The following is a 14,743-nucleotide window of genomic DNA, read 5'->3' on the forward strand; positions in this document are numbered from 1 at the left end:
GGTCGGGGCGGGTGTCTGCCAGGGCCGGGGGCGTTCTTTCAGACTTTCGTCATCTCCGGGCGCATCTCGTGTCCGGGCCGGGCCGGTGCCGTGCGTAGCAGCCGGCGCAGTGCCGGGACGGCGAGCACGCAGGCCAGGGCGGCTCCGTACGCGGCGCGTTGGGCGTCCTCGCCGCCCGTCAGGTAGAGCACCTGGCCGGCGGCGGGCACCGCCAGCCACTCCCACCGGCCGTCCAGGGCGACCAGGGCCACCACCAGCAGGCCGTACCAGGGGTAGCTCGGCGCGACGACCAGCAGCGCGGTGCCGGTGACCAGGAGCGCGCCCCGCCAGGGCCGGCGGGGGTCGCCCCGGCGCAGCACCCACAGCGCCACCGCGGCGAGCAGCAGGGCGGCGGCCCCCGGGGTCCACGCGTCGGGGAGCAGCGCCCGGAGCAGGCCGAAGCGTTCGAGGTGCCCCTGCTCGTAGCCCTCCTCCCGGAGGTATCCGGGCAGGTAGCCGAGGACGCCGACGCCGGAGGCGGCGACGTACGGCAGGTAGGCCGCCGCGAAGGTCCCCAGGGCCGTGGCGAGCAGGACCAGGTCGTGCCGCCGAGGCCGCCGGGCGAACAGCCCGGACAGCGCTCCGGGCAGGGCTGCGGGCACGGCTGCGGACAGGGCTCCGGACAGCGCTCCGGGCAGGGCGAGGGCCGGGAGCAGTTTGGTGGCGACGGCCGCGCCGAGCAGGGCGCCGCCGGGGCCGGCCCGGCGGCGGGCCGCGCAGGCCAGCCCGGCCGCCATCAGGAGCGCGCCGAGGGTGTCGACGTGCGCGTCGTTGACCGCCCACACCGTGACGCCCGGGCACCAGCCCCACAGCGCGGCCCGCCGCCGCTGCCGGCCCCCGGCGGCGAGCAGGACGCCGGTGGTGGCGACCGCCAGCAGTGCGCCGCCCGCCTGCGCGCCGCGCACGCCGCCGCCGAAGGGGTGCGCGGCGAGGAACCAGGCCTCGGCGACGGGCGGGTAGATCGTGTGCACGGCGGGCCGGTTGATCCGGGTGCAGTCGCCCGCCGCGGTGCGCCGCTCGTCCCAGCCCGTGCAGCCGTCGCCGACCGGGAACAGGCCCGGGTCGCGCAGCCGGGCCAGCGCCGGGTCGTCCGGGGCGTGCGCGTACGGGGAGATGCCGGCCGCCTGGACCCGGCCGTCCCACACGTACCGGTAGGCGTCGTCGCTGGTGCGCGGCGGCGCCAGCAGCCCGGCCGCGGCGACCAGGGCGCTGCCGGCCAGCACCAGCGGCGCCACCCGGCGGTCGTCCACCCCGCGCAGCAGGAGCAGGGCGAGCGCGAAGAGGGCGGCGTCGAGGGCGTACCAGCCGTACAGCGGCGGCCGGTCGGCGAGCGTCCCGCCGCCGGTCACGGTCAGCGCGAGGGCCGTGACCAGGGCGGCGAGGACGAGCGCGCAGGGGAGGACGGTCCGGGCGGGCATGCGGGCGGGCCGGGCCGGGTCAGTGGCCCGGGACGCCGGGGAGGCCGGTGGTGAGGCCGTCCAGCGCGTGCGAGCAGGGGCAGTCCCGGTCGGCGGGCAGGGCCTCCAGGGCCTTGAACAGCACGGTGCGCAGCCGGTCGACGTTGCGGGCGAAGACCTCCAGCACCTCGGCGTGGGTGACGCCCTCGCCCGACTCCACCCCGGCGTCCAGGTCGGTGACCAGCGCCAACGAGGTGTAGCAGAGCCCGAGTTCGCGGGCGAGGACGGCTTCGGGGTGGCCGGTCATGCCGACCACGGACCAGCCGTTGGCGGTGAACCAGCGGGACTCGGCGCGGGTGGAGAAGCGCGGGCCCTCGATCACCACCAGCGTGCCGCCGTCCACCGGCTCCCAGGCCGCGGCGCGGGCGGCGTCGAGGGCGGCCTGCCGCCCGGTGGGGCAGTACGGGTCGGCCATCGACACGTGCACGACCTCGGGGACGGTGCCGTCCGGCAGCGGCAGGCCGTCGTAGTAGGTCTGCGCCCGGCCCGAGGTGCGGTCGACGAACTGGTCCGGCACCACCAGCGTCCCCGGCCCGTACGCGGGGCGCAGCCCGCCGACCGCGCACGGCCCGAACACCTGGCGCACGCCCAGCGAGTGCAGCGCCCACAGGTTGGCCCGGTAGTTGATCCGGTGCGGCGGCAGGCCGTGGCCGCGCCCGTGCCGGGGCAGGAAGGCGATCCGGCGGCCGGCGGCCTCGCCGAGGAACAGCGCGTCGCTCGGCGGCCCGTACGGGGTGTCGACCCGCACCTCGGTCACCTCGTCGAGCAGGGCGTAGAGCCCCGAGCCGCCGATCACGCCCAGCTCGGCCTGTGCGGAGTCCCGACGAACCGTCATCTGTACCACCTCTCTTGGAAGGAATGCCCCGGCTGATGCACGAGCCCTTCGAGCCCTACCCCGCAGGCCCCGGTCCTACGATTCGCCGTCCTACGATTCGCCGCCGTCCTCGCCCGACCCCCGCGCCGGTCCCGATCGGCCGGCCCGGCGGAGCCGGAGGGCCAGGGCGAGGGCGGACGCGCCGAACAGGGCCCCGGTGACGGCGAGCCAGCGGCCCAGGTAGACGCCCTCCGACAGCCCGGTGGCGCCCGGGTAGGGCACCGAGAGGTCGAGGACGAGCGGGAACCAGACGAGCAGCAGCAGGCCCGACAGGAGGGCCGGCACCCGCAGGTGGTTGATCCAGGGCACGGCCGGTGCCGGCCCGCGCCGCCGGCGCAGCACGGACCGGGCCGAGAGGTCGGCGAGCGAGTAGAGCGGGAGCAGGAGCAGGTCGTGGGCGACGGCCGCGCCGACGAACCAGACCGCCACCGCGAGGGGGCGTTCGGCCAGCAGGCGCTGGACGGCGAAGCCGGTGAGGGCGAGGGAGGCGAGGAGCGCGAGCAGGTGCAGCGGGCCGGCGCCGTACCAGCGGGTGAGGGGGGTGCGTCGGTTCATCGTCCGTCCCGGTCGTGAGGTGCTCGTGCGTCAGGCCCTGAAGGTCAGCCGGTGGACCCACTTCGTGTTGTTCACCCCCGGGTTGGCCGGGACGATGACGCGGGCGGGGTACCCGTGGTCGAGCGCGAGGTCGACCCCGTTGACGTGCAGGGCGAGCAGCGAGCGCGGGTCGCGGATCTGGTTGCCGCGCAGCACCACGGAGGCGTACGGGCCGGGCGGCTGGACGGAGTCCACCAGCACGCTCGCCGCGTCCGGGAGCCCGGCCAGGGCGGCGAGGTCGGCGAGGCGCAGTCCGCTCCAGTGCTGGTCCCCGGTGGACCAGCCCTCCACGCAGGCGATCGGCAGCCGGGCCGCGTGCTGGGCCATCGCGAGCAGGTCCTCCCGGGTGAAGGACCGCACCGGTCCGGCGCCGTGCAGCTCCAACCGCCAGTCGGGGCCCACCATCGCCGCGGTGATGCCGACCGCGGCGGCGGTCTTGTTGACCTGGAAGCCGTTGGGCCCGTCCGCCGGGGCCCGGTTGTGCGGTGCCAGCAGCGCGGTGGCGCGCAGCCGGCCGCCGATGCTCTGCCCGGCGGTGACCACGAACAGGGCCAGCGAGCCCGCGCCGACCAGGGCGAGCGCGCCGCGCCGGGCGATCGTCGGCGGGGCGGGTGCGACGGCCACCAGGCCGTCCGCGTCCGGCGGTTCGGGCCGGGTGTCGGCGAGGCCGGTGCGCAGCTCGCCGAGCAGGGAGCGCGACCCGAGCGCGCGGACCATCCGGCCGAGCCGCAGCGCGACGTGGACGGCGAACGCGGCGATGAACACCCACGCCCCGTAGAAGTGCAGGGTATAGAAGGAGCCCGGGAAGACGTAGTGGAGCTGGATGTTGAGGATCCCGGTGGCGAACTCGAAGACGGCGCCGCCGACGAGCATCAGCAGCGACAGCCGTTCCAGGGCGTGGGCGGCGCTGCGCGCCGGCGGCCACTCGAACAGCTTCGGGATCACCGACCACAGCTTGGCCAGCAGGACCGGGACGAGGACGACGCCGAGCGTCACGTGCACGCCCTGGACGAGCCGGTAGAGCCAGGCCGGGCGGGTGGGCCAGTCGAAGAGGTAGAAGCCCAGCCAACCCTTGTCCGGCGTCTGGTCGTTCAGCGGGCCGAGGTCGGGGTTGTAGGCGGCGTAGGACAGCGCGCCGGTCACGAACAGGACGGGGATGCCGACCAGCAGCACCAGCCCGAACACCGAGGTCAGCCACGGCCCGCGGATCGGGCTGCGCCAGAAGCCGGGCCGGAACGGTCCGGGCGGCGCGGGCGCCCGCCGGAGCCGGTCGGCGACCGCCGACAGCCGGGCAGCGACCGCCGACAGCCGGGCACCGGCCGCCGTACGGGCTCGCGCGGCGGCCCGCGCGGCGTCGCGTCCGAGGCGGCGCGACGCGTCGGCGGCCGGCCGAGGCCGGCTCCGAGGCGATCCACCACCGCGCCGACCCATGACCACCGACCGCCTCCCACCGCCCAGGAACCCGTGGCGCGCGTCCCCGGCCGGAGCTGCGCCGCGCGGCCGGGGAAGGGCCGACTGGCCGGCGCCCGCCGGACAGCCAACCACCGGCGGAGCGGCGGCCCCGCCGCCACCACACCGGACCGGCGCCACGATCACCCGTACGGATGACCCCGCCTTTCAGCGCGTGGTGACGGGGATCACAGCGGGTTTCGCGCGGGCACCGAAATGCGGGGGCGGCCGCAGTGGTTGGCACGGGCAACCGTTTCCGTCCCGGCGCACACCGCCGCGGCACCCCGCAAGGAATCCGCTCATGACCGTCACCGAGTCCTCCGCCTCCCGCGCGGCCGAGATCCTGTCCCGGCCCGTCGCGATCAACGGACTGACCGTGCCCAACCGCATCGCGATGGCGCCGATGACCCGCATGTTCTCCCCCGGCGGCGTGCCCGGCGAGGACGTGCGCTCGTACTACGCCCGCCGCGCGGCCGCGGGCGTCGGCCTGATCGTCACCGAGGGGACGTACGTCGGGCACGAGTCCGCCGGGCAGAGCGACGCCGTCCCGCGCTTCCACGGCGAGGAGCAGCTGGCCGGGTGGGCCCGGGTCGCCGAGGACGTCCACGCGGCGGGCGGCACCATCGTGCCGCAGCTGTGGCACATCGGCATGGTGCGCAAGCAGGGCGACCCGCCGTTCGCGGACGCCCCCGCGGTCGGCCCGTCCGGCATCCGGCTGGACGGCACCGAGGGCACCGGGCGGGCGATGACCCGGGCCGACCTGGACGCCGTCATCGGCGCGTTCGCCGAGGCGGCCGCGGCCGCCGAGCGGATCGGCTTCGACGGCGTCGAGCTGCACGGCGCCCACGGCTACCTGCTGGACCAGTTCCTCTGGGCGGGCACCAACCGCCGCACCGACGCCTACGGCGGCGACGCGGTCGCCCGGACGAAGTTCACGGCCGAGCTCGTCGCCGCGGTGCGCGCGGCCGTGTCCCCCGAGTTCCCGGTGATCTTCCGCTACTCGCAGTGGAAGTCGGAGAACTACGAGGCCCGCCTCGCCGAGACCCCGCAGGAGCTGGAGGCGATCCTGACCCCGCTCGCCGAGGCCGGCGTCGACGCCTTCCACGCCTCGACCCGCCGCTACTGGGTCCCCGAGTTCGACGGCTCGGACCTCAACCTGGCCGGCTGGACCAGGAAGCTCACCGGCCGCCCGGCGATCACCGTCGGCTCGGTCGGCCTGGACGGCGACTTCATCCGTGCCTTCGCGGGCGAGGGCGCCCCGGTCGGGGCCCTGGACAACCTGCTCGACCGGCTGGAGCGCGACGAGTTCGACCTGGTCGCGGTCGGCCGCGCGCTCCTGCAGGACCCGCAGTGGGCGGAGAAGGTCCTCGCCGGCCGGTTCGCCGACCTGCGCCCGTACGACGCCGCCGCGGTCCGCACCCTGAGCTGATCGCCCCCGGACAGCCGGAGGCCCCGAGGCCCCGGCCGCCCGCGCCCGACGTGGCGCCGGCGGCCGGGGCCTCGGCCGTCCGTCGCCGATCGCTTCCAATCTGTGACATGGCCCCGTCTAGTTCGTTCGCGTCCCGGTGTGGTGGGATGTGCGCTCACGGGGTGACGACTGCAGACGGGGGTTGTGCGGTGCGAAGTGGACGGCTGAGGGAACTGGGCGGCGACGCGGCGTGCCTGGTCGCGGTGGGACTGGTCCGGCTGGGCGCGCGCGAACAGCTGGGCGCGACGGGCCGGTCCCCGGCCTGGGTCGGCGGGCTGCGGGCGGCCTCGTTCGCGGACGCCTGGCTGGCGTTCGGCGACGCGCCGGGGCCCGGGCTGCGGGTACCCGCGCCCACCGCGCTGCGCACCGTCACGGAACGGGCCGCCGAGCTGGTGCTCCGCTCCTGCGGCGACGACGGCCCGACCGCGCTGGAACGGCTGGGACGGCAGGCGACGGACAGCCGCGAGCAGGCCCGCCGGGACGGCGTGACGCACCCGGCCGAGCCCTGCGCGCTGACCCTGGTCTGGCACGGCGTCCAGGCGCTGGCCGCCGAGGACGGGCCGTCCCACGACCGCCGCATCGAGGAGCGCAGCGAGGCCTACGTGCGGGAGCGGCACCGCCGCCAGGACGCCCTGGCGCTCGTGCTGTGCTGCGCGCGGATCGCCGCCGCCGCACTGGTGGAGCTGAGCGAGGGCGATCCGGCGCGGGTGGACGCGTGGCTGGAGCAGGAGGCGGCCCACGCGATGCCCCGCACCGGCCCCGTGCCGCTGTGGGTGCCGGGGCGGCCCTGGCAGCCCGCCGGCTGACGGCCCGGCGCGCGGCCCGGCTGACGGCCCGGCTGACGGCCCGGCGCGCGGCCGGGCAGGCGGTCGGGCCGGGGCCGCCGTCCGGTCGTGGACGCAGGGCCGAACGCACGCCCGGCCGCGGCCTCCCCCGCCCGAACGGGTTTCCCACGAGCCATTGAGGACAGGGCGTTCCCGCCCCTACACTCGCGCCCGTCCGTGACCTCGTGTCGCGGCTCCCCCACGTCCCGGAGTCGTTCGATCCGACCCGGGCCGGGCCGAGCATGTCCCCCAACCATCCCTCGTGGAGGACTACTTGAAGGCTCCATCGATACGCCGGCTGCTCCTGGCGGGGGTGAGCAGCCTGGCCCTCGCGGCCTCCGGCGCGCTCGCCGTCCCCACGGTCAGCAGCGCCGCCGCCTACCCGGTGGTGCATCCCACGCTCGCCGACTACGCCCAGGTGTCGGCCGGCACCACGCCCCCCACCCAGGCGCAGTGCGCGTCGGCGGGCCGGCGCTGCTTCAGCCCGCAGGCGGTCAGGGCCGCCTACAACCTGGGCCCGCTCTACACCGACGGCTTCGACGGCCGGGGCCAGACGATCGCCGTCTTCGACTCGTACGGCAGCGACACGATGGCGCACGACCTGCACGTCTTCGACCAGGCCTTCGGCGTCACCGCGATGTGCGGCGAGGAGGGCGTGACCTGCCAGCCGGGCATGCCGACCTTCAGCACCCTGCACGTCCAGGGCTCGCCGGGCACCACCGCGCCGCCGTCCACCAGCCAGGGCACCGGCCAGGAGGACAAGTCCGCCTGGGCACTGGAGGTCGCGCTCGACGTCGAGACCGCGCACGCGATGGCCCCCGGCGCCAACATCCTGCTGGTCAGCACGCCCACCGCCGAGACGCTCGGGGTCCAGGGCTTCCCCGCGCTGATGGACGCCGAGCAGTACGTGGTCGACCACCACCTGGCGAACGTCATCTCGCAGTCCTTCGCCTCCGCCGAGGGCGCGTTCGCCAGCGCCCAGTCGATCGAGCCGCTGCGGCACGCCTTCAAGTCGGCGGCCCTGAACGGCGTCACCGTGCTCGGCTCCTCCGGCGACAACGGCACGGCCGGCTCGACGAAGACCCCGGTCAAGTCCGGCGGCACCACCCTCCCGTACCCCTCGGTGGAGTGGCCGGCCTCCGACCCGCTGGTGACCGGCGTCGGCGGCACGTACCTGTGCACCGACCCGAACGCGACCGCCGGCCGGGTCGCCGACAGCACCGACAACCCGTCCAAGTGCCAGGCCAACCCCGGTGCGGCCGAGGTCGGTTGGACCTTCGCCGGCGGCGGCTTCAGCCGGGTCTTCGACAAGCCCGGCTACCAGTCCGCGCTGCCCGCCGGCTCCACCCCGATCGGCGCCAAGCGCGGCGTCCCGGACGTGGCCCTGCAGGCCGCCCCCGGCACCGGCGCGCTGGTCTACGTGTCGCTCCCGCCGGACGGCAACTCCGGCCTCAACTGCGGCGCCACGCCGTGCAGCACGGGCTGGTACGACATCGGCGGCACCTCGCTGTCCTGCCCGGAGTGGGCCGGCCTGGTCTCGATCGCCGACCAGATCAACGGCGGCGGCCTCGGCCCGATCAACCCGGCCCTGTACAAGCTGGGCGCCGACCCGGCCACGTACGCGGCCGACTTCAACGACGTGACCATCGGCAACAACACCGCCGACCCGACCGTGCCCGGCTACTCCGCCACCACCGGCTGGGACCCGATCACCGGCCTCGGCACGCCCAACGCGGCGAAGCTGCTGCCCGACCTGGTCAGCGCCGCCCGTACGAGCTGACCTCGCGAGCTGACCGCACGAGCTGACCGCGCGCAACACCGGAGGGCCCCGCTGCACCCGCAGCGGGGCCCTCCGGCCGTCCCGGGCTCCGGGTCCCGGGCTCCCGGTCCCGGACCGGCTACCTGAACAGGCGGTCGCCGCTGGTGGCCATCCGGTGGGTGGCGCCGTGCCGGTTCACCCAGTCGCGGACGAGGTTGACGGCGTTGGCGCACTGCCAGCTGTTGTCGTACTCGCGCACACCGGTGAAGGCGCCGTAGCCCGCGATGATGCCGTCCACCTTCGCGTCGCCCAGCAGCTTGTCGACGTACCACGGGTCGTTGTAGGTGGTCGTCCAGGACAGCGTCGCCGCGAGCCGTCCGCCGGCGCGGTCGTCGGCCCCCTTCTTCAGTTCGGCGCAGGTGTTCCAGGTGGCCTCCGTGCAGTTGCCGAACCCCTTGGTGATGTCGGTGTCGCCGTAGTCCATCACCCGGTGGCCGGCGGGGATCCCGGAGCCGGAGCGGTCGAAGGCGCTGCGGACCTGGTCCCGGGTCCCGGTCGTGGTCATGCCCTCCAGGCTGCCGAGCTTGCCCTCCAGGCTCTTCCACCCCCGGCCGCCGACGTCCGGGGTGCTGCCGCCGTGGTACTCGTAGAAGCCGTAGAGCACCTGGATCCCGGCGGCCGTCAGCCGCTGCGCCTTGTCGTGCAGCCCGGCGACGCTGCACCCGCGGTTCTGCTGCTCCCCGCAGTAGTTCGGGTCCTTGATGTCCAGCCAGACCAGCGACAGCCGGCGCCCCGCGTGCGCGTTGGAGACGATCCGGTCGATCATGCTGTCGAAGCTCGGGCCCAGCCGGTTGTCGCCGGCCGAGGAACAGTCGTGGTAAGCGCGCCACTCGTTCGGGTTCCACCAGGCGCAGACGTCGATCTCGATGCCGTTGGCACCGTGGCTCAGCGCGGCGTCCACGCCGTCCAGGGTGTCGACCCGGTGCGCGATGGCGTAGACCGGGTGGCGCTGATCGGCCGCTGCCGCCGGGGTCGTGCCGAGCGCGGTGGCCCCGACGATCCCGCACAACGCCGCCGTCAGCGCCGCCAGCGTCCGGCGGCCGGCGCCGCGCCTGAGGTGAGTGGTCAAGGAAGGAACTCCTTCTTCTCGGTCTTCCGCGCCGGTGGCCCGACACGGAGAGACGATTTCACCAACTGCGCTTGGCCACATGGTAAATGAGTGATGGTCAGGCTGCCTGCGGGGCGGGTCGCCGCCCGTCCGCGGCGCACGGCCCGGCGACGGCGTCCCGCTCGCGCAGCCGCTCCAGCAGGGCCACGAGCTCGGCGTTCCGGCCGGTGGCCATCAGGTAGATCATCATGAGGTCGCCGGAGAACGCGGCCACCGGGTCGGTGAATCCGACCGGCTTGTTCTTCTCGAAGACGAAGTGCCCACTCCAGGCGAAGCCGAAGAACGCGGCCGGCACCCCCCACAGCAGGCGGGCCCGGCGCCGCCCCACGGCCGTCACCGCCACCCCGACCGCGGCGGCCATCCCCGCCACGTGCATCCAGCGGCTGGTCTCGTTCGTGTGGCCGCGCATGTAGTCCTCGAAGCGCTGGTCGAACTCCCTCATCGTGCTACCTCGTCTCTGTGGTGGTCGGGTGTTCCGTGGTGGTCGGGTGTTCCGTGGTGGTCGGGTGCGGGGTCCGGACGGGGCAGGCCGCCGCCCCCGCCTCGTAGGCCTCCCGGTAGACCTGGGCGACGCTGACATCCGGCTCGAAGCGGGCGCCGAACCGGAGCCGGTACTGCTGGAACAGCTCGGGATCGTGGTGGAGGAAGAGCACGTCGTGCAGCGCCATGTTGCGCATGGCGAGCATCGGGACGGGCGAGCGGGAGACCGGGAACTCGGGGTTGCGCGCCGCGGGCTCCGGGCAGTCGGGGTGGAACTGGCCCAACATCAGCCCGTCGCCGGCCAGTTCGGCCTTCAGCTCGGCCTGCACCGCGTCCAGGAGGTGCCCGTGCGACCGGGGGAGGTCGGGGAGCACCAGGATCAGGCAGTGGATCACGGGGTTGCTGCGCGCCCACTGCGCGGTGCGGAAGGTCCGGGCCATCTCCCGTACGAGGGCCCGTAGTTCGGCGCCGCCGGCGGTCGCCAGCCCGGTCCGGGTGTGGAGGCGCACCGTGCCGCCGCGGGCGGCGGGCAGCATGAACGGGCAGACCGCGCCGTCCCGGCCGAGTTCCGGGTGCGGGCGGCAGACGTAGTCCGCCAGCCAGCGCACCGCCTCGGCCTGCGGTGCGTCCACGGCGGGCAGCAGCTCGGCGATGTCCGGCGGCGTGCTGCTCATCGCGGCCCACCGCCCGCCGGCCGCCCGTCGCCCGGCCGCGCCTCGAACACGCCGGCGCCGGCCGCTAGCCGCGTCACCCGTACGGCGCCGAAGCCCGCCTCGTGCAGCAGCCCGGTCACCTCCTCGCGGGTCCGCTCCCGGCCGCCGCCGAACAGCGACATCATGTAGAGGTCCATCACCGCGCCCCAGCGGTCGCCGCCGGCCGGGTCGGCGCCCGCCAGGTGGTCGACCACCACCAGCCGGGCCTCCGGACCCATCGCGGCACGGCAGTTGCGCAGCAGCGCCCGGCACGCGTCGTCGTCCCAGTCGTGCAGGATGTGCCGCAGCAGGTACCGGTCGGCGCCCGGCGGCAGCGGCGCGAAGAAGTCGCCCGCCACCAGCTCGCAGCGCGCGCCGAGGCCCGTCCCGGCCAGCCTGCGGGCGGCCGGCTCCAGGGCCTCGGCCAGGTCGACCAGCACGCCGCGCAGCTCGGGGTGGGCGGCCAGCAGCCCGGTCAGCAGGGCGGCGTCCCCGCCGCCGACGTCGACCACGGTCAGCGCCCCGGAGAAGTCGACCGCGTCCAGTACCGCCGCCAACTCCAGGGCGAGGCCGGTCTCCTGGGAGCGGTCGAAGACCGAGCGCAGCGCGGGGTCGGCGCCGAGCCGGCTGAAGAAGTCCTCGCCGAAGGCCTCGGGGAAGCCGGGCCGCCCGGTGCGGACGGACTCGGTCAGCCGCTCCCAGGCGGGGGCCACGGCCCGCGCGACCAGCAGCGCGGTGGGGAGCGCGGAGGCCGGGGCGTCGGTGCGCAACGCCGCCCCGAGCGGGGTGAGTTCGAAGAACTCCCCGGGCCGACCGGCCTGGACGGCCTCGCCGGACGGCCCGGACGACCCGGACGACCCGGACGACCCGGACGACCCGGACGGCCCGGACGACCCGGACGACCCGGACGACCCCGACGACCCCGACTGCCCGGACGTGGCCCGCAGCGCCCCGAAGGCCGCCAGGGCGTGCAGCAGGCGGGTCAGCAGCGCGGGGTCGGCGCCGGCCCGGTCGGCCAGTTCCGCGGCGGGCAGCGGCCGTTCGGCCAGCGCGTCGGCGAGGCCGAGTTCGGCCATCGCGCACAGGGCGCGCGAGCGGAGGTGTCCGTAGATCAGCTCGCGCATCCGCAGGGCGTGCCGGGCCTGCTCGGCGTCGGGCAGGGCGACGTGGCCCGGCGGCCGCGTGGTGGCGGCGGTCATGAGAGCGCTCCGGTGCAGGTGTCCGCCACGGTGTCAACGGTGTTCCGGCCGCGGCCCGGGGTCTCGCCGACCTCGACGAGCAGCCCGCCGCGCGGCACCAGCGCCGGAATGCCGCCGTACCGGGGGCGGGTGGTGAGCAGGGTGAGTTCGGTGCGCTGGGCCAGCCGGGCCAGCATCGCGGGCAGCACGGCTCCGGCGACGCCGGCGCCGATGCAGCGGTGGGCGCCGTAGCCGTACGGGAGGTACTCCATGGGCGTGGGGGCGCGGTGGCCCTCGCGCGCCGGGTCCCAGCGCTCGGGCCGGAACGCGTCCGGTTCGTCCCAGGCCTCGGGTGAGCGGTGGGTGATGTACTCGCTGATCGCGACCAGGGAGCCCGCCGGGATCAGGTGGCCGCGGAAGCGGAACGCCTTGCGGCAGCGGCGCGGGCTCAGCACCACCGGCGGATGCAGCCGCAGGCTCTCGTGCACCACCCGCACGGTGTGGGGCAGCCTGCGGACGTCGGCGGGGGTGGCCGGCGCGTCCCCCAGGACCTCGTCGGCCTCGGCCCGGATCCGCTGCCAGACGCCTTCGTGGGAAAGGGAGTTGTAGACCGCCCAGCCGATCGCGGAACCCACCGGGTCGTAGCCGGCGATCAGGGCGCTGACGACCATGTCGCGGATCTCGCGGTCCGTCATCGCGGCCCCGCCCTCGGCCAGCATCACCGAGATCAGGTCCTCCCCCGCCGGGCCGCCCGTGCGGCGCCGGCGGATCTCGGCGTAGATGCGGTCCTCGACGGCGGCGACCGCCGCCACCGCCCGGCGGCGCGGTCGGCCGGGCAGTCGCCAGGCCACCAGCTGCTTGGGGAGCGGGTAGTCCATCAGTTCGTGGATCTCGTCCAACCTGGCGATCAGGAAGGGGGCTTGGGCGGCGAGGCGGTCGCCGCAGAACATCCGCAGCATCGCGCCGCGCAGCGCCTCGCGCAGCTCCCCGTGGATGTCCAGCCGCTGCCCGGGCCGCCAGCCGTCGACGGCCCGGTCGAGGGCGGCCAGGATCATCCGGGTGCTCTCCGCCACCCCGGCGCGGTGGAAGGAGGGTTGCGCCTTGCGCTTGCGACGGTCGTGCGGTTCGCCGTCGGTGACGACCAGGGCGGTCTCCCCGGCGATCGGCCGCAGGATGTCGTAGGCGCCGGTGAAGACGAAGTTGTCGGGATTGCGCAGGACCAGGGCGTTGGCCTGCGGGCCGAGCAGGAAGTGGGTGCGGGTGGGGCCGAACCCGAAGACGCTGACCTCCCCGTAGCCGTCCCTCAGGTGCTCCAGCCCTTCGGGCAGGGACTGCTGGAAGGCTCGTCCGGCGCGGAACACCTGGGCGGGCGTGCGCGGTCCTGGAATCCTGGGCATGCGGAACTCTCCTCCGGTCTGTCGGCAACGGTCGGGGGTGCGGGGGTGGGTCAGCTGTCGGTCGGCGCGGCCGGCGCGGCCGGCGCCGTCATCTGCCGCGAGTCGAGGGCCAGCAGGTCGCTGCCGAACAGCAGCAGGGCGCCCAGCGCCACCGCGCAGACGGAGGCGACGTCGAAGGCGTCCAGCAGCAGCACCGCGACCAGGTAGCCGGTCGACAGCAGCATGTCGCGCTTGAGCACCGCGTTGGCCGTCGCCGCGTCCGGGGCCCCGACCATGGCCCGGCACTGCCGGAACGCGGCCACCACCAGGGGCAGCGCGAACAGGGTGCGCGGCGGCAGCGCCCCGCCGGCCACGAACAGGGCGAGCGACAGGTAGCCGGTCAGCGTGGCCGCCATGGCGACCCGCGCGGCGGCCTCCCGGGTGGCGAACACCGTCGCCGAGGTCCGCAGCCCGGCCGCGCGGTCGCCCTCGACGTCGGGCAGGTTCTTGATCATGCCCTTGGGCACGAACCAGAGGATCAGGAAGGCCGGCACCGCCCACGCGGCCCCGCTCGGCATCCGCACCCCGGTGCCGAAGTAGCCGAGCAGGTACGGCCCGAAGACGGCCAGGCTCATGCCGACCGGCCCGAGCCAGGGGCGGGCCTTGAGCCGCAGCGGCCGGAACGAGTACTGGAGTGCCCCCGCCAGGGCCAGCGCCATCGGGACCAGGTAGGCGACGCCGTACAGCGGCGCCAGCGCGAGCAGGGCGAGCACCATGGCGTGGCCGGCCGCCAGCATCCGCCGCGGCCCGACGAGCAGCACCAGCCAGACCCGCGAGGGCAGGTTGCGGCTGTCCTCGGCCAGGTCGGTGTAGGCGTTGTAGACATTGGCCAGCAGGCCGTAGACCACGCTCATCAGCAGCCCGAGGAAGAACTGCCAGGTCGCCGCGCCGCCGCCCAGGGCCCAGCCCCAGGCGAAGCCGAGCAGCCCCGGGACGCACGTCCGGGGCCGCCCGAGCATGACCAGCACGCGCAGCCCGGCGGCCCACCCGAGGTAGCCCGGCGAACGGCGCACGGCCGCCTCCCGCTGTTCGGGATCGAGCGCGGCGAGCTCGGCCTGGCCGACGGGCGGGGCCGGCTCGCTGATCGTGGTCGGTGACATCAGGTCCCTCGCTCAGTCCAGCGCCCGTCCACCGGCGGTGGGTCCGGGCGTGCGGTCATGTCCGTTCAAGGCCTTCGGCCTGCCGTGGCGGGCCGGGGCGGCCGTGCGGGGGCCCGGACGGCCGTGGGGTGGCGGAGGTGCGGCCGTTCCGGGGCCGTCCGGCGCCGCGTTCTCCCGGCACCGCAGACGCTAGGCCGGTCCGAGAGGCAGTCTCAATGCGCCTTT

13 protein-coding genes are annotated in these 14,743 nt (G+C 75.5%); 3 read left to right on the forward strand and 10 right to left on the reverse strand.

The window, feature by feature from the left end:
* Positions 1–38: 38 nt before the first annotated feature.
* The 4 genes from VM95_RS09580 to VM95_RS09595 all read right to left on the reverse strand — a co-directional run bounded on the left by VM95_RS09580 (position 39) and on the right by VM95_RS09595 (position 4,395).
* On the reverse strand, positions 39–1,457 hold the full coding sequence (locus tag VM95_RS09580) for a glycosyltransferase family 87 protein (protein WP_045694098.1): 1,419 nt from the start codon (positions 1,455–1,457) through the stop codon (positions 39–41).
* 19 nt (positions 1,458–1,476) lie between these two features.
* Positions 1,477–2,331 carry an S-methyl-5'-thioadenosine phosphorylase gene (locus VM95_RS09585; protein WP_045694100.1) on the reverse strand — a complete coding sequence of 285 codons (855 nt, stop codon included), beginning with the start codon at positions 2,329–2,331 and terminating at the stop codon, positions 1,477–1,479.
* 90 nt (positions 2,332–2,421) lie between these two features.
* Complete coding sequence (locus VM95_RS09590) at positions 2,422–2,925, reverse strand: hypothetical protein (protein WP_045694102.1); 504 nt, start codon at positions 2,923–2,925, stop codon at positions 2,422–2,424.
* 30 nt (positions 2,926–2,955) lie between these two features.
* The gene (locus VM95_RS09595; protein WP_078859734.1) at positions 2,956–4,395 is read right to left on the reverse strand and encodes a molybdopterin-dependent oxidoreductase; all 1,440 of its coding nucleotides are present in this window, start codon (positions 4,393–4,395) and stop codon (positions 2,956–2,958) included.
* A 319-nt stretch (positions 4,396–4,714) separates the two neighbouring features.
* Between VM95_RS09595 and VM95_RS09600 the strand changes: the two genes are divergently transcribed.
* From VM95_RS09600 to VM95_RS09610, 3 genes are all read left to right on the forward strand, one after another.
* On the forward strand, positions 4,715–5,842 hold the full coding sequence (locus VM95_RS09600; protein WP_045694104.1) for an NADH:flavin oxidoreductase: 1,128 nt from the start codon (positions 4,715–4,717) through the stop codon (positions 5,840–5,842).
* Between the two features lie 188 nt (positions 5,843–6,030).
* Positions 6,031–6,687 carry a hypothetical protein gene (locus VM95_RS09605; protein ID WP_157882024.1) on the forward strand — a complete coding sequence of 219 codons (657 nt, stop codon included), beginning with the start codon at positions 6,031–6,033 and terminating at the stop codon, positions 6,685–6,687.
* Between the two features lie 331 nt (positions 6,688–7,018).
* Positions 7,019–8,485, forward strand: a complete 1,467-nt coding sequence (locus VM95_RS09610; protein ID WP_045694109.1) for a S53 family peptidase — start codon at positions 7,019–7,021, stop codon at positions 8,483–8,485.
* 118 nt (positions 8,486–8,603) lie between these two features.
* Here VM95_RS09610 and VM95_RS09615 read toward each other — a convergent pair whose 3' ends face one another.
* The 6 genes from VM95_RS09615 to VM95_RS38660 all read right to left on the reverse strand — a co-directional run bounded on the left by VM95_RS09615 (position 8,604) and on the right by VM95_RS38660 (position 14,518).
* Positions 8,604–9,593 carry a PI-PLC domain-containing protein gene (locus tag VM95_RS09615; RefSeq protein WP_045694111.1) on the reverse strand — a complete coding sequence of 330 codons (990 nt, stop codon included), beginning with the start codon at positions 9,591–9,593 and terminating at the stop codon, positions 8,604–8,606.
* Positions 9,594–9,690: 97 nt separating this feature from the next.
* Positions 9,691–10,074 (reverse strand): DUF962 domain-containing protein, encoded by a 384-nt coding sequence (locus VM95_RS09620; protein ID WP_052707239.1) that lies wholly within the window; start codon positions 10,072–10,074, stop codon positions 9,691–9,693.
* A gap of 4 nt (positions 10,075–10,078) precedes the next feature.
* Positions 10,079–10,786: a DUF6875 domain-containing protein gene (locus VM95_RS42340; RefSeq protein WP_052707240.1), complete on the reverse strand. Its 708-nt coding sequence runs from the start codon at positions 10,784–10,786 to the stop codon at positions 10,079–10,081.
* On the reverse strand, positions 10,783–12,003 hold the full coding sequence (locus VM95_RS09630) for a methyltransferase (RefSeq protein ID WP_052707241.1): 1,221 nt from the start codon (positions 12,001–12,003) through the stop codon (positions 10,783–10,785). The genes VM95_RS42340 and VM95_RS09630 overlap by 4 nt, the downstream gene beginning before the upstream one ends.
* The gene (locus VM95_RS09635) at positions 12,000–13,379 is read right to left on the reverse strand and encodes a cytochrome P450 (RefSeq protein WP_078859736.1); all 1,380 of its coding nucleotides are present in this window, start codon (positions 13,377–13,379) and stop codon (positions 12,000–12,002) included. Before VM95_RS09635 ends, VM95_RS09630 begins: the two co-directional genes overlap by 4 nt.
* A 50-nt stretch (positions 13,380–13,429) precedes the next feature.
* A complete protein-coding gene (locus tag VM95_RS38660; RefSeq protein ID WP_052707243.1) occupies positions 13,430–14,518 on the reverse strand; it encodes a UbiA family prenyltransferase in 1,089 nt (362 codons plus the stop codon).
* Between the last annotated feature and the right edge of the window lie 225 nt (positions 14,519–14,743).

The organism is Streptomyces rubellomurinus (genome assembly GCF_000961885.1).
GTDB classification, from domain to species: domain Bacteria; phylum Actinomycetota; class Actinomycetes; order Streptomycetales; family Streptomycetaceae; genus Kitasatospora; species Kitasatospora rubellomurina.

Coding starts and splice junctions, on each gene's coding strand:
- VM95_RS38660 (WP_052707243.1), bottom strand. CDS start 14,518: ATGTCACCGACCACGATCAGCGAGCCGGCCCCGCCCGTCGGCCAGGCC.
- VM95_RS09635 (WP_078859736.1), bottom strand. CDS start 13,379: ATGCCCAGGATTCCAGGACCGCGCACGCCCGCCCAGGTGTTCCGCGCC.
- VM95_RS09585 (WP_045694100.1), bottom strand. CDS start 2,331: ATGACGGTTCGTCGGGACTCCGCACAGGCCGAGCTGGGCGTGATCGGC.
- VM95_RS09580 (WP_045694098.1), bottom strand. CDS start 1,457: ATGCCCGCCCGGACCGTCCTCCCCTGCGCGCTCGTCCTCGCCGCCCTG.
- VM95_RS09630 (WP_052707241.1), bottom strand. CDS start 12,003: ATGACCGCCGCCACCACGCGGCCGCCGGGCCACGTCGCCCTGCCCGAC.
- VM95_RS09620 (WP_052707239.1), bottom strand. CDS start 10,074: ATGAGGGAGTTCGACCAGCGCTTCGAGGACTACATGCGCGGCCACACG.
- VM95_RS42340 (WP_052707240.1), bottom strand. CDS start 10,786: ATGAGCAGCACGCCGCCGGACATCGCCGAGCTGCTGCCCGCCGTGGAC.
- VM95_RS09595 (WP_078859734.1), bottom strand. CDS start 4,395: ATGGGTCGGCGCGGTGGTGGATCGCCTCGGAGCCGGCCTCGGCCGGCC.
- VM95_RS09590 (WP_045694102.1), bottom strand. CDS start 2,925: ATGAACCGACGCACCCCCCTCACCCGCTGGTACGGCGCCGGCCCGCTG.
- VM95_RS09600 (WP_045694104.1), top strand. CDS start 4,715: ATGACCGTCACCGAGTCCTCCGCCTCCCGCGCGGCCGAGATCCTGTCC.